The 14,044-nt window shown below is 31.5% G+C and carries 13 protein-coding genes; 3 read left to right on the top strand and 10 right to left on the bottom strand.

All coding sequences use genetic code 11. The annotated features are described in order from the left end of the window. Nucleotides 1–138 precede the first annotated feature (138 nt). The 4 genes from ACHRVL_RS15265 to ACHRVL_RS15250 form a co-directional block, all read right to left on the bottom strand. Nucleotides 139–2,517, bottom strand: a complete 2,379-nt coding sequence (locus ACHRVL_RS15265) for a DUF262 domain-containing protein (protein ID WP_395414125.1) — start codon at nt 2,515–2,517, stop codon at nt 139–141. Beyond that, entirely contained in the window at nt 2,514–4,412 is a 1,899-nt protein-coding gene (locus tag ACHRVL_RS15260) for a DUF262 domain-containing protein (protein ID WP_395414123.1), read from the bottom strand. The genes ACHRVL_RS15265 and ACHRVL_RS15260 overlap by 4 nt, the downstream gene beginning before the upstream one ends. Nucleotides 4,413–4,529: 117 nt before the next feature. Then, complete coding sequence (locus ACHRVL_RS15255; protein WP_395414122.1) at nt 4,530–5,159, bottom strand: hypothetical protein; 630 nt, start codon at nt 5,157–5,159, stop codon at nt 4,530–4,532. Between the two features lie 13 nt (nt 5,160–5,172). After that, on the bottom strand, nt 5,173–5,424 hold the full coding sequence (locus tag ACHRVL_RS15250; RefSeq protein WP_395414119.1) for a hypothetical protein: 252 nt from the start codon (nt 5,422–5,424) through the stop codon (nt 5,173–5,175). 277 nt (nt 5,425–5,701) lie between these two features. Between ACHRVL_RS15250 and ACHRVL_RS15245 the strand changes: the two genes are divergently transcribed. Continuing rightward, entirely contained in the window at nt 5,702–5,968 is a 267-nt protein-coding gene (locus ACHRVL_RS15245) for a hypothetical protein (protein ID WP_395414117.1), read from the top strand. A 552-nt stretch (nt 5,969–6,520) separates the two neighbouring features. Here the strand turns inward: ACHRVL_RS15245 and ACHRVL_RS15240 are convergent. Continuing rightward, on the bottom strand, nt 6,521–6,865 hold the full coding sequence (locus tag ACHRVL_RS15240) for a DUF2019 domain-containing protein (RefSeq protein WP_072959210.1): 345 nt from the start codon (nt 6,863–6,865) through the stop codon (nt 6,521–6,523). Nucleotides 6,866–7,022: 157 nt separating this feature from the next. Continuing rightward, nucleotides 7,023–7,418, bottom strand: coding sequence for a hypothetical protein (locus ACHRVL_RS15235; protein WP_395414115.1), 396 nt, complete (start codon nt 7,416–7,418; stop codon nt 7,023–7,025). On the opposite strand from ACHRVL_RS15235, the gene ACHRVL_RS15230 reads away from it, so the two are divergent. Beyond that, on the top strand, nt 7,417–7,905 hold the full coding sequence (locus ACHRVL_RS15230) for an alpha/beta hydrolase family protein (protein WP_395414202.1): 489 nt from the start codon (nt 7,417–7,419) through the stop codon (nt 7,903–7,905). The two genes, ACHRVL_RS15235 and ACHRVL_RS15230, sit on opposite strands and share 2 nt — an antisense overlap. 78 nt (nt 7,906–7,983) lie before the next feature. On the opposite strand, the gene ACHRVL_RS15225 is transcribed toward ACHRVL_RS15230, so the two are convergent. The 4 genes from ACHRVL_RS15225 to ACHRVL_RS15210 all read right to left on the bottom strand — a co-directional run bounded on the left by ACHRVL_RS15225 (nt 7,984) and on the right by ACHRVL_RS15210 (nt 11,309). Next, nucleotides 7,984–8,250, bottom strand: coding sequence for a DUF6520 family protein (locus tag ACHRVL_RS15225; RefSeq protein WP_248728364.1), 267 nt, complete (start codon nt 8,248–8,250; stop codon nt 7,984–7,986). Nucleotides 8,251–8,338: 88 nt separating this feature from the next. Next, nucleotides 8,339–9,853 carry a MauE/DoxX family redox-associated membrane protein gene (locus ACHRVL_RS15220; protein WP_395414112.1) on the bottom strand — a complete coding sequence of 505 codons (1,515 nt, stop codon included), beginning with the start codon at nt 9,851–9,853 and terminating at the stop codon, nt 8,339–8,341. Nucleotides 9,854–9,986: 133 nt separating this feature from the next. Beyond that, a complete protein-coding gene (locus ACHRVL_RS15215) occupies nt 9,987–10,901 on the bottom strand; it encodes a helix-turn-helix domain-containing protein (protein ID WP_395414110.1) in 915 nt (304 codons plus the stop codon). A gap of 27 nt (nt 10,902–10,928) precedes the next feature. Continuing rightward, a complete protein-coding gene (locus tag ACHRVL_RS15210) occupies nt 10,929–11,309 on the bottom strand; it encodes a hypothetical protein (protein WP_068840778.1) in 381 nt (126 codons plus the stop codon). Nucleotides 11,310–11,544: 235 nt separating this feature from the next. On the opposite strand from ACHRVL_RS15210, the gene ACHRVL_RS15205 reads away from it, so the two are divergent. Beyond that, nucleotides 11,545–13,971 carry an aminotransferase class I/II-fold pyridoxal phosphate-dependent enzyme gene (locus tag ACHRVL_RS15205; protein ID WP_395414107.1) on the top strand — a complete coding sequence of 809 codons (2,427 nt, stop codon included), beginning with the start codon at nt 11,545–11,547 and terminating at the stop codon, nt 13,969–13,971. The last annotated feature ends 73 nt before the right edge of the window (nt 13,972–14,044 follow it).

The following is a 14,044-nucleotide window of genomic DNA, read 5'->3' as shown; positions in this document are numbered from 1 at the left end:
AAAAAAAGCTTCTGCAAGAAACTTCTTGAGTTTTAAAGAACGTTATAATCCTTTTTTATTAAGCAAAAATACAACTTATTTTTAATAAACTACATTCAACAACAAAAGCTTTAGGTTAAAGTAATCTATATCTATCATTTATTCAAATAATCTAAGTGGTTCTTTATCAACATTAGTTTCTAATTTACTTTTATAATTATTCATGAAAATTCTCAATTCATCAATAGTATTGATTTGCGTATAGTCTTCAGAAATTATTTCTGTCCAAACTTCTTCAATTTTTTCTTTAATTGTAAAATATCCAGTTGCTCCAAAAATTATTACAAATAGACGCTCCCCAATATGTTTTGTAAATTTTATATTTTCTTCTTTGAAAAACATACTATTCCCGCACTGTTTACCCTCAGAGTTTAATTTAAATTCAACCAAGGCAAGAGTTATTAATTCATTTCTAGAACAATCTATCATTACTTTGTCATACCAAGCACCTGGGCGCACTATATATATATGTTCTTGAAGCCATTTTATTTTATTTGCACCAGTTTTTTGCATCCAAGAACAAAAATCAGCATAAAAGTAAAGATTGGTATGTGCTTTTCTTACCTTAAAAAGGGAATTAGCATTCCAACCAGTAGCCGAAGATTCAATTAATAAAGCTGCTGTAATATGCTCTTTTATTTTATCAATTGATTTAAAAGAACAGATTTCTTTAATGTAGTGTTTGTTTTTATAATCAGTATCACGACGTAAAATTAATCTCCAATTATTTTCAGAATCACTATAGATAAAATTTTCAATTTGATTCCAAGTCGAAAATTTACTTATCAAGTATCTAAACAAATCGTGTTGCTTACTAAAACTTTTGTTTGACCCAGAATAGTCAAATAACAGAAATGCATTTTCAATTCTTTTTTTAAATAAATCTATATCAGGATTATCATTAATTAAAAAACCAATGTTTCCAAGGAATAAAGGATGCGATTCACCTTTAAGAATATATTCTTCCCAGTTAGGGTTTATTATTAATGAAGCTTTAATCTTTTCTTCTTCAAGTTGCGTTTTGAAAAAATCTTTTCTATTATTTATAATATCTTGAAATTCTTGAGTAGCAAAGTAGGCATAGATATTTTCACTTCCGATTGACAACTCTTTAATTAATTTCATTGTATTGATCATCGGGCTAATACTTCTGATATCAGGATCAATAGCTAAATTCCATACAACCCTTATCCAATTAGCAAAGTACGTTGGTTCAAAGGTGTTTTTTTCAAGGTATAAACATATTCCGCAAAATAATATTCTTTGTTGTTGATTAATTCTTTCGTCTGTAAGTGACCAATTTGGTCCTTTATTCCAAATAGGCTTAATGATTTCTGCTATTTCTTCATAATTCTGAGCTAATGTATCTAATGTTTTTTCTAAATTTTCAATAACTTTATCTTGCTTAAAGACCTCCTCATATAACTCAAAGGAATTATATTTTGGATTACCCGCCTCATTATAAAAGAATCTAAATGTTATCGAAAGTTCAATTTCTAAATTTGTTTTTGTGCTTCCTAAAATATGTGTATTAATAATATAACGAGATATGAAATTCATAAAGAATGGATCAATAACCATCTTCAGCTTATTTCTGTTCTCTTTTTCCTTAATTGTTTCTTTTACTTTTAAAAGTTGATTCCAGAATATATTCGTCCAGGTATTATCAATTTTAGAGAGTAAAACAAGGTAATAAGGAATTGAAAGATTATTATAAGTAATTTCTTTTTGAAAGTTCTCTTTCATTTTATTTGAATCACTAATCATCCAATTATTTAAATCTGCTTTGAGATTTTCAAAATCGGTTAATTGCTTTCCACGAGCATTCATTTTTATATATAACTCATCTGTTAGTTCAAAGCCATCTAGAGGAAGTATATAGAAGCAAAGTTTATTAAGATTATTAAACAATGGTTTGTTGATTTCTTTATACTTTATTTTAATAGCATCAAGCATATTAAGCATAGCTATAACGGTTGGATCCTTTTCAAACCTTTTATGGAACCAATAAGATTTTTTTATTTCTTTTGATGGATCTTCGTTAAACGAAATTTCAGCTAGCTTTTCACAAAAAGCGGTTGCAGTTGTTCTTGTTGCATAAGTAAATCCTAATAATTTTTTTCTAAGATTTGTTAGCTCTTGATCTTTCAATTCCTTATTTCCAACAAACCAATATAAGAGGTAAAGTGTTGTTAATCTTTGTTGACCGTCTAAAGGAAGAAATACATTTTCATCATTATTATTCATTATTATAGAGCCGTAAACGAAGTCTAACTCAAGTTCTTTGTTATTTTCTAAAGCATCGAAGAGAGCTTCTAAAAAACGATTTCTAATGATATTTTCATTTTTTCGTCCTTGAGCATAATCACGTTGAATTATAGGGATTTTTATTCCGTCAAGTTTTACTTTTTTTATTGTTTCTCCCTCGCTTATCTCAATTACATCTGAAAGTAAGTTTATTAAATTATATTTGTTCATTTTGTCAAATTTTTTGTTGGTAGAAATTTTTGTAAAGTATTTTCTATTTCGGTTCTATAAGCTATAATATCTTCTGCTGTCCATTTACCTGTAGTGTTTCCGTCAAAATATTTTAGAAAAACATTTTTGGTACAGATTGGAATAAACACACCTTTTTTATCTTTTTCTATAATTATCCTTCTTTTGGTAACAAATAAAGCATTGCCATAACCCCTATTTGTTCCAGCGTCTAAAAGTGTTAGATTTCCTAAACTATTTTTAAGTTCATCAGTCAATTGTTCCTCATTTGAAATTGCTTGGACTTTTTTAAACAGCTGATCAAAATCTCCCTTTTGACTAGTTATGAAATTATTTATCTCTGCAAATAAGACTTTATCCTTATTAATCTCTGGAACATCTATCAGTGCATTTTTAAGCCAGATATTTTGATCATCATTTTTAGTTAAACTATTTTCTGTTGCAGAATCAATGTGTTCAATATCCCAAGCAGTATTTATATCATTATTTTTTTTATTTGCTTTAAATGCCTTGAAAGGGAATTTATAAATTAGATTTTGTTGGTTAGTTTTTTTAACAATGTATTCTAAATTAAATAATAATAGTGCTTTACGCAGTAAATACTTATCACTAACATAGCATAGATTTAGTGCAAATGTTTTTTCATTATTATCATCAATTTTCTCTATCCAGCTAATTCCTTTGAGATGTTTATTTTTTATTCGCTGAACTAAAGCATCAGTTACATCTTCTTTAGTTTCAATTTCAGGAACTGTAAGAAGATTGAATATGTCTAAAACACTTTCTCCACAATAAACCAAAAAACCTATATAATGATACCAAATTGGATTTTCATACCATTCAACAAAAGTTTCAAAATATTTTTTTATGGTATCCCAATTGTACTTTATAGTCTCATAATCTATTTCCTCACCAAACAGTAAATTGAAATATCTAAAAGTAACAAACTTATCATTACCTAGTAATTTTGCAATATCCTCATCATTTTTTACGGCAATTTTGCACATCATGTCAAAAATGAATTCAATATGAGAAGAGGCTTCATTATTCGATTTATTGAGAAACCACCAAAAATCTTCATCTTGTAGAAAATTTTCAATTTGATCCCATTCATGAGCTATTTGTAATTGTTTTAATTTTGCGCCATCTCCAACTCCAAAATTTCTCTCTTGCAGAAATAATGCCTTAATAAGTTCTGAATTAGTAAGTGATATTTTTCCTAAATTAATTCTGATAAAAGTTTCTATTTGATTTGCCTTTTCATCTACCAATTGATACCAAATTACTTGAACAACACCTTCTTCTTTCTGGTTAGTTTTGTTGTAAACCAATAATTTTGTAATTGAATCACATAAATCATCAAACATCAAACCATCACTCTCAACTTTTTGATTAAACCATTTTGCTATAAAGTTGTATGCTTCACTAATGTGATAAAAATCTATATTAGAATGATCCTCCTTTTCAGGATTATCTAGAAATTCATAGAATTCAGGTCTGGTTTGATATTCTATTGTAAATAAGTCTTTGTTATACCGTTGCTTTAAACTACGACCAGTTAAAAACTCATTTAAAAGATATTTAAAAAGTATTCTAATTGTTGTTAGTCGTTGTTGACCATCTACAACATCCCATCCAACTATTGTTTCTTCCTTATCATTGCTGGTTCTAATCCAAGAATGTTTTTTTACTATAATAGGTTGTAAGCAATAAAACTCTTTTTCAGATTTGTTTTTCTTTTTAGCAAATGAATAGATATCATTTAACAGATCAAAAATTTGTTGTTCAGTCCATCTATATCCTCTCTGATACGCTGATATATAAAAGCTTTCCTCTAATAATTCGCTTATTGATTTTAAGCATATTTCGTTATTCATTTTGATACTTTTTACTTATTTTTTTTGTAAACTCTAACTGTAAACTCTTTGATAATTAAGGAATTATAAATTTTATGGAATCGCTGAAGTATTCTTTTAAGTCTTTAAAATTTGACGTTAATTTGCGTTTTCAATTATTTGATTAAACTCGATTATGGTTACCCGTCCTTCAAATTCTTTATAAATTTCACCAACTGTAACTAAATATTCTTTTTTATTCTCAATTATAAATTTTTCCAGCTTTTTAAAACCTGATGGATTTTTATTCAATACGTTTCTCCACGTTGCTTTTCCACTCATAAACTTTATGAATGCTACTTTGTCTTCAACAACAAAATATTTAATGCGAGGATCATTTGCCGCTAAAAGACTAACATAATTACCCAAATAACCTCGACGTCTTATACCATTTGCACTTTTTTCATTCCATTTACCAAATTTGAATTCAGCGATTCTCAAATTGGTTTCCATATCAAAACGTTCTTTATGATTTCCAGCACCAAGTGACAAATATTCTACTTTCTCATCTTCATTTAGCCAAACTTCTTTTGCTATCATGATACCCGATGCATGAACTATTTCATCAATTTGTGATGAAGCTTCTTTGATTATTTTGGCTGCCAAATAAATGGTTTCGAAATTAGAAATAGAAATTGTCGTTTCTAATTTTTGTAAATCATTAAGGGTTTCTTTGACACTTTCGTTTTTAAAAATTTTAACGATGTTCATGGCTTCATTAAGGTTCATAATCAGTTTTTAATTATCTTACTTCCGTACATTTTTGTTTTTTTTCTATAATTTTTTTTTCTTGCTCTTCTTCAATAAAATCTTGCTCTTTCTTTTTTGAAATCACTTGTTTTAGATAGATTTCTCTATTTATTCTAATACGCTCTTTTTTTAGTATGACAGTCTTCTTATAATTATTAATAAAGAAAACTACCAATAATATAAAAGAGATTAAAGTGAAAATGTATATTATCTTTTCACAATTGAGTCTTTTAATTTTTTTCATTCTGAAGGATAATTTGGAAAAATGAAAAAGTTAATAAAATAGTTTCTTTCATCTTTTTGCTAAAGTCGAAAATTGAAAGGTTGCGAACCACACACCATTTCAAAACACTAAAAATTTGGGCAGTATTACAAAAAATGATGAAACCATAAAAATATAATTTAATGAAATTTAAAACATCTTCTCAATTCTGATTTTCGCACTTATTAGTTATAAAAATCAAATATAGCTATTTAAATATTAATTTTTTACTTTATAACTTTACAAAAAAACTAATAAAATGACTAAAACTATAAAACTCCGCGTGAAAAAGGAAATAGACAGAAATAGTGAGTTTAAAGTATTAAAATTAAAAGGCAGTTTGATTACTAAAGGATTTACCGAAATTATTCACATTGAGGATGAAAATGAAAATTTTTATCTTAACTCTTTTTCCACTTCTCCTGAAAACAAAAAAGAAGCAGACGATTTTATTTTAGATTACATATCGGTAAATAATTTAAGTGAGATTATTACTTTGATTAGCACTATAAATAATAACTTTTGATGGCAAAACTTTAAATCAAAAAAATGGATTGTTAATATTTTCTACGATACTAATCTAAAACTGGGGTAAAAAAACTAATTAAACAAATTAAAACAATTAAAAAAGTTGCGTAGATAGTAAACATAGTGCGTTTATAGCTACGATTAATTTCAGCTAATTTTAAATTTAATTTGGCTTGTTCCTGGTCGATTATATCTTGATATCTATCATTCATATTTCAAATATATTAAACTTTCCAAAAATATTATTACGGATTTCCGTAACACACGTTTTATTTATAATAAATTGATTGTATTGTAATTCCTCCATTTTCCCAGTCATTTAAGAAGTTAAGTCTGAATTCCTTGGATGGAAATAAAAAGATTATTCTCGTGCGACCCACTTCCAGTAAAATCTTCTCATGCTTTTAGTGTTGTAAGTTCGACAGGTGAACCAAATTGTAATGGCGTTCCAGCACATCATCCGGTTGCATTGAACACTCCGTTCTTCCAGTAGTTTCTTAGTTTTCTATCTACAGATTTTTAATAATTCACAGGATATTCCCCTTAAAAGTTATAAATTTAAATTTCCTTTTCGCCATTCACTCAATGTAGTTTCTGCAGTAAGTGAATGTATTCCTGATGTTTTTTCAATACTTTCCAATACTTTTATGGCGTCTTTTTCATTATACGACAATAAGTAACTAGCGGACCATAAGCGAACACCAATTGATTCATGCAACAAAAAATTTTCTAATTTGTTGATTGCATTTTCATCTTTTAAAAAATTTGCAGCTAATACAATTTTAGCATAAAATTTATTTCCTGTTTTATAATCTCCTGTCTCTATTGCTTCCGATTGTTTAATGGAAACTTCTTCAAAAATTGATAGTGCCTTTTCTACGTTTTCTATTTTCATTACTGTTCTAATATTTTCACTAATACATTAAGAACCTTACCTAGTTTTTACTTACAAAAATAAATTTATGGTCTTTATGTTGGCGCCAGAAATGGGACAATACCCATCCGATATTCCTAGTGATAGCATAACGTGGATACACTATATCACGTTTTTACTATTCAAATAAATTCATTTTAAGTAAACTATCTATATAATCATTGCTTGTCTTACTTAACATATCAAAATAATAAAATGCGTGTCTTTTTAAGTCCTCCCCAAATTTTTCTGAATTATATAATCTAATCATCCCATTTCCTATAAATTCTTTATCTGTTCCTCGATCAATGACCCATTCCATAGGCGAAACTCGATTAACTGTTTTTATAGCAAAGTAACCTCCAAAATTATACGCTGGTTGATGAAAGTAAGGATGTCCAAATATGCCCAAATTACTTTTTTCTTTTAATTTAAATTTTTCGTTAAGTTTAAATACAATTAAATTAAAAGAGGGTGTCTCCCAATCACCATGCTTCATTTCTTTAATCGTTTTGCTATAATTAACCGGGCTCATTGGTCATTCTTTCGGAGGTTATGAAACCGATCTGGTTATTACACAAACGAATCGTTTTGCCGCAGCTGTTTCCGGGGCAGCTTGGACTGATTTAGTAAGCAGTTATCTCTATGTTGGGGCCACTTTCAGGCGACCGGATTTTTACCGGGCAGAGCACGATCAGCTTCGTATCGGTAAATCGCTTTTTGAGGACATAAATAGTTATTTAAAAAATTCTCCGGTTTTGCAGGCAGTCAATGTAAATACTCCTTTATTGGGTTGGACAGGTGAAGAAGACCGACACATCCACTCCCTGCAAAGTATGGAATTCTATATGGCACTTCGCCGATTAGGTAAAACACATACATTACTCGTTTATCCTGGAGAAGAGCATAATTTAGACCAAAGAAAAAACCAAAAAGACCTGACCCAGCGCATTGGACAATGGTTTGATTATTATCTTAAAAACGGCAAGCAATACCAGTGGATGAAAAATGATTTTCAATAATTAAAATATAGTATTCCCTTTCATAAATGTAGCCGCCTAATTAATTAGGCGGCTACATCATTTTTGCTTCAATTTCAACTATTGTACATCTCTTTTAAGAGGTGTAAGACATGTTGAAGCTGGTTTAGCAAAAAGCTGACTGCCATCTGGAGCCGTACAATTAAAGTTTCCAGTGTTAGAACATTCCTGTACAGCCACACAACTGTTTGGATTCGAGATATGCTTGTAGCCCATAATAGCTACAGTTTTCCCGCTTTTATCCATTGCACTTGTGTTGGCAGCACCAGCCAATCCCAGTGCAACCACTGCCATTGGCAAAACGATTTTGAAAATTTTAGTTTTCATAGTAATAGAAATTTATGGTTATTGATCTACTCTTTTTTACAGGTTTTCGATCTAATCCCTGCTATTTGGCCAATAGATTGTTTGTAACTTATTTTATGTAATTTGAAGTAATCCTTTCGTCTAGAAAATATCGAACGATATGGTTACCGATAAGGGCATATAAATTATCATTTTGGACAACAAAACTTTTCATTTTCTTTCCATCAATATTATAGATACAAAAGCTAAACAGGTAGCCGTTTTTTGACAAATCGTATACATCTATGATACTGGCTTCTTTCCACATTTGATCCTCTTCATACCGCCCAGGAATAGCAGAATTTACAAATAGAAGATTACTATATGCAGCACTGCTTTTATTCACAAATAATGGAGGCTTGGAAAATTTTCTCTGATGATGGCTTTTAACTTTGACAATACTTAGTTTGGCATGAGAAATTGTATCGATCGTATTTCCTCTGAAATCAATTTTTAAGGTGGTATCAGCAACAGTAAATTGGTTGCGATAAGCATACAGGTAAATGATTCTTTTCAAACCGCTACTATATAACAGTTGTCCGTCGGTATCAAAAACACCATCAAATTGCTTTTGCAAAATTTCAGGATTTAAAATTGTCTTTGAACTGTCTTCAAGATGTATGACCCCTAGTACAGCTTCTCCATTTTTGGAACTATACGTGCATACAGCGATTGTATTAGAATCAATAGCTTCTGCTGTTGTAAAATATTCTCCGTTTTTTTTTATTAATTTACCTTTCCAATCAGAGATACTGCCTCGGTATACGCAAGGTACTGTCCCATCGACAACAAAAAAATTGGGTGCCTGAACGATGATTTTTACTCCTTTAAATGGTAAATCTTTTTGGTTTAAATCGATTAGTTTCTTTTCTGTCTGAACCAGTTTATTACCGAACACTGTAATGAGTAGCGGTGCTGTAGTATTTCCAAGATATATGTAATCTTGATCTGCTCCGGCAATATAATATGAATTCAATTTCAGGTCAGAAGTAGTCATTGTATGAATGGGAGTATGTGGAAATCGTCTGGTTAACTTATTATGATAATGAATTATATTCTCAGACATTAGAAATAGTGCAATCACTATTGCAAAAGCAGAAACTGAAATACTAAAAAAAAGTGCAAATATTGATCTTAATCTTATTTTACTTCCTGCATCTTTATTGTTGAAAAAGTGAAAAAGTATTGCTAGTATCGCTAAGAAAACAAAGATTATATTGAAAATTAAATGTTGTTTCCAATTGAGTTTTTCCAAAACACCTCCACACGAGCACGGTACAAAAGAAGTATAATGAAGAATTATAAATATATAGATTGTAAACATTGCCATTAATCCATAAGCTGCAAAAAGTCCTGTAAGACGAAGTTTCGGAATTAGAATCAGTATACAAATTAAATATTCAATAGCAGGAACTACTATAGAAATCCAATCCGTAAAAGAGCTTAATAATGGGGATTGTCCCAACTGTACGCGGAAGTTTTCAAAATCGAACAATTTACTTGTTGCTGCATAAACAAATAACAGAATGTAAAGCAAACAAACTACTTCTACAAAAATATACTTATGACGCTGGCTAAATTTCATGGCGGGGGTGATTGAGAATTGGTGATGTAAAATTCTCAAAACAGTTTTACATAACTGTTATCCAATCAGGAGATTGACTTATCAATTCGGAATTCTTTTTAAAGTTAGCTTCTATAAAACCTCTATAAAATTGTTATAGCATTGGATTGTCACTTGTAGAGGAAGATCTCCTTTCAAAATGAGTTGGCGGATATCCGAATTTAATTTTGAAAGCCCTTGAAAAATTTGGATAGGTAGAAAACCCGATCATGAATGCGATATTTTTTAAAGGTATCTTGGTATGCTGAATCAAGTGCAAAGAGCGTATGAGTCTTTGATTATTATAAAATTGATAAATCGAGGTTTTAAACAGGTATCTGAAACCAACTTTCAATTTATTTTCATTGGTGCCAAAAATCCTGGCAAGTTTTTGTACTGTTGGAAAGGACGCACCATTATATTCCAGAACATAATCGTACACGGCCTGTATTAATTGGACATCGAGCTCATTTTGTATTTCATTTTGCTGCCCTATAATGCTATTGTGTTCTACCGGGGCTGCCTTAAATGAGCTTACTATTAATTGTCCTGATGTTAAAAGTTTAGATACGCTGCAAAAAGTGTCAATAATTAATTTTTCAGATGTTAGAAATATAAGGGGCAGCGTGGTGTAATGTAACCCTCCCTGTTGCAGTTTATTTGTTATGATCCTCCATACCGGTACTGATTCGGGTGCCAGAATTTCATCAAGTTTTTTTCCAAGTATTTTACTTGGTTCCGTGCCTAAAAGACTTGGAATATCATTGCTAAAATCTTTTATAACAAAATCTAAGTCCAATAAAAATGTACTTTGTACCACATAATGATAGGCTGCATGAGGATTAATATAGCCCAGATGGAATACCCCTTCCTTTATCTCCTGTGCCAGCCAATTGATTAAAACAGTCAGAACCTCAAGCTCATCATCATTTCCTGTTCGGGGTATCCGATAGAAAAAATTTCCTGCCGCCATTTCCAGAAGCATTTCATTAATGTTTTTTACGCGTTGCTGATTGATCTCCTGATGCATATACTTTATTATTTGTGCATTTAAATATTAAACAAAAGGTTTTAGAAATTCTAGTGCAGATGATCTGTCGGTAAATACTTTGGTGGGAATCTGAGGCCTGCTGATTTTCATGTAAAATGAAATCATATAAAAAGACACACTTTTCTGATCCGAGGCAATAATTCCAACCGCTTTAGCTAAAATTGAACCGTGTTGTGCCAGATAGTTTCTGGCAGCTTTGTCCGAATCGATAATTCCACGGATGTCACAAAGAATAGGATATGCTGTTCCATCTTGAATTTCTATACGGTCCGCTACAATCTGCTGGGCTGACAAAAGATCAATGACCACATTAGGCTTGTAGTTAAAAAAAAGAATCTTTTCACTGATCCAGAATACGGCAAATTCGTTTTCAAAATAGCGTTCCATACTTATGCTTTTAGGACCTGGCAAATTATCAAATACCCAGCAAAGGATTGTTGCAAAAACAAGGCAAAAAGCAATAGTAAGCAATCATTTTTACTGTGGCTTATCAATTCAGGAGTATTGTTTGTCAATTCGGAATTTTTAACTAAAATCCAGTAATACCACTATTTTAAATTCGGAACTTTATAATCCTTTTTTCAAAAAACAAGACAAATTCATCAACTTTAATCCAATAGTAATGGCAAAAATTAAGCACAATGATTTTATTCAGACTATAGATGAAATCCTTTCTGTTGCTAAGCAGCAAGGCACAATCCATCTTTATGCTGAAGATACGGTACTCGATGGACGAACCATAAAAATTAATGGCAGGAACCTGTTCCACTTTGCCACTACCAGCTATCTGGGGCTGGAATATGACCATCGGCTGAAAAATGCAGCTATTGCTGCCATTACAAAATATGGAACGCAATTTCCACTTTCTAAAACTTATATTTCCCATCCGGTATATCAGCAGCTGGAAAGCAAGATTGAAACCATGTATGGTATGCCTGCAATTGTAACTAAAAACAGTACACTTGGACATCTGGGCGTAATACCAAATCTGATAAAGGATGAGGAAGGAATAATTTTGGATCATCAGGTACATTGGAGCGTTCAGAATGCCAGTCTCCCTTTGAAACTAAGAAATATTCCAGTGGAGATGATTCGTCACAATAACCTCCAAATGCTGGAAGACAAGATAAAAGACTTGTCTGCAAAATGCAATAAAATATGGTATATGGCAGACGGTGTGTATTCCATGTTTGGTGATTACGCACCGGTAAACGAACTGCTTGCATTGAGCAAAAAATATCCGCAGCTGCAGCTTTATTTTGATGATGTTCATGGAATGAGCTGGAGAGGAAAAAATGGTACAGGATTCGTACTGGATATTTTAAAACAGCTGCCTGAAAATGTTTTTTTAATGAGTACGCTCAGTAAATCATTTGGAGCGAGCGGTGCTGCATTTTTTTGTCCTGATAAAAAACTATACGACAGGATTAGAAATTTTGGAGGACCATTGACGTTCTCTGCCCAGCTGGAACCGGCCTCAGTCGCTGCTGCCTGCGCTTCTGCAGACATCCATCTTTCAGATGAAATTACAATATTACAACAGGAATTGGAACAAAAAATATCCCTTTTCAATGATCTGATCACCAAAAGCACCCTGCCTGTAATAACCCCAAATAATTCACCAGTTTTCTTTTTGGGTACTGCAATGCCCCTGACTGCCTATAAATTAGTACAACGTCTTTTTAATGAAGGTTATTTTGTCAATCCTGGATTGTATCCGGCAGTTCCTGTAAAAAACACCGGTATTCGTATTACGATATCACGAAATAATCGCAATGAAGAAATTAAAGGGCTCACAGAAGCTTTGGAATATCATTATCCTTTAGCACTCGAAGAAACTTCCAATACCCTTAATAAGGTTTCAATGGCATTTGGAATTCCACAGCCTGACTCTCAGGAAAAAGAAAATACGATAAAGCCGGCATTGAATTACCAGTATAAAACGAGTATCAAACAAATTGATGCAGCGTTATGGAATAAGCTCATTGATAAACAGAATATATTTGACTGGGATGGACTGTGTTTTTTGGAGGATGCATTTACAAACTGCAGTGAAATTGAAAATAATTGGGAATTTCACTATTTTATCATCAGTGATAATTTTGGTAATCCAATAGTGGCCACTTTTTTTACTTTTGGACTCTGGAAAGACGATATGCTTGCACCAGTGTCCGTTTCTCTACAGCTTGAAGAAAAAAGAATGAAGAACCCATTTTGCATGACCTCCAAAGTGCTGGGGATGGGATCACTTTTTACTGAAGGGAATCATTGCTATATAAATAAAAAGCATTCCTTATCCAAAGAGGCTTTACTGCTTCTTTTGGAAAAGGCAGAAATGCTGTATCAAGACTTAAATGCTGATATGCTGGTGTTACGGGATTTCGAAGAAAACCAATGGCTTAGTGATCTGTTTCATAATCTGGGTTTTATAAAAATAGCAATGCCACAAACCTGTGTTATCACGGATATAAACTGGAATAACAATCAGGAATTTGCTGCAATTCTTTCCCCACGCTCTAAAAAGCACTTTACCAGAGAAGTATTGCCATATGAAAAAATGTTCCGGGTTATTATCAAAGATCGGTTAACTGATAATGAAGTTGCGCACGCATACAGCTTGTATAAAAATGTAAAAAATAACAATTATGCCGTAAATACCTTCACGTATCCCATTGCTGTCTTTCAAAAAATGGGAGCCCATCCATTTTGGGAATTTATCCTGCTTTATCTTGAGGAAGATACAGATCAGGAGCCTGTTGGAGTGCTTTTTTGTTATAAGAATTGTGCACACACTTATGTACCTTCGCTAATAGGAATGGATTATACATTATCCAGAAAATACAATTTATACCGCCAACTCTTATTCCAGGGAATTAAACGGGCACAGGAACTGCATTATAAAAGAGTAGAACTTGGAATTACAGCCACATTTGAAAAAAGAAAACTGGGTGCACAGCTAATTTCAAAATTTGCTTACCTGCAGGCTAAAGATAATTTTTCAATGGAATTGCTAAGTACGATGCAAATTGAAAATAAAGCACCTTTATGAGCTGAATTCTTTTAACACCGATATAATTTAGTGGGATTAAAATCGTTTTGTAGAGTTTACTGTATGTTTTGAA

The sequence above is a fragment of the Flavobacterium sp. FlaQc-28 genome (assembly GCF_044007415.1).
GTDB lineage: Bacteria > Bacteroidota > Bacteroidia > Flavobacteriales > Flavobacteriaceae > Flavobacterium.
This window is presented reverse-complemented; position numbering and strand designations above follow the sequence as displayed.

Bases quoted from the DNA above. Each gene is read 5' to 3' on its own strand.
- ACHRVL_RS15255 (WP_395414122.1), bottom strand. From the start codon at position 5,159: ATGAACCTTAATGAAGCCATGAACATCGTTAAAATTTTTAAAAACGAA.
- ACHRVL_RS15250 (WP_395414119.1), bottom strand. From the start codon at position 5,424: ATGAAAAAAATTAAAAGACTCAATTGTGAAAAGATAATATACATTTTC.
- ACHRVL_RS15265 (WP_395414125.1), bottom strand. From the start codon at position 2,517: ATGAACAAATATAATTTAATAAACTTACTTTCAGATGTAATTGAGATA.
- ACHRVL_RS15240 (WP_072959210.1), bottom strand. From the start codon at position 6,865: ATGAAAATAGAAAACGTAGAAAAGGCACTATCAATTTTTGAAGAAGTT.
- ACHRVL_RS15205 (WP_395414107.1), top strand. From the start codon at position 11,545: ATGGCAAAAATTAAGCACAATGATTTTATTCAGACTATAGATGAAATC.
- ACHRVL_RS15245 (WP_395414117.1), top strand. From the start codon at position 5,702: ATGACTAAAACTATAAAACTCCGCGTGAAAAAGGAAATAGACAGAAAT.
- ACHRVL_RS15215 (WP_395414110.1), bottom strand. From the start codon at position 10,901: ATGCATCAGGAGATCAATCAGCAACGCGTAAAAAACATTAATGAAATG.
- ACHRVL_RS15210 (WP_068840778.1), bottom strand. From the start codon at position 11,309: ATGGAACGCTATTTTGAAAACGAATTTGCCGTATTCTGGATCAGTGAA.
- ACHRVL_RS15235 (WP_395414115.1), bottom strand. From the start codon at position 7,418: ATGAGCCCGGTTAATTATAGCAAAACGATTAAAGAAATGAAGCATGGT.
- ACHRVL_RS15260 (WP_395414123.1), bottom strand. From the start codon at position 4,412: ATGAATAACGAAATATGCTTAAAATCAATAAGCGAATTATTAGAGGAA.
- ACHRVL_RS15225 (WP_248728364.1), bottom strand. From the start codon at position 8,250: ATGAAAACTAAAATTTTCAAAATCGTTTTGCCAATGGCAGTGGTTGCA.
- ACHRVL_RS15220 (WP_395414112.1), bottom strand. From the start codon at position 9,853: ATGAAATTTAGCCAGCGTCATAAGTATATTTTTGTAGAAGTAGTTTGT.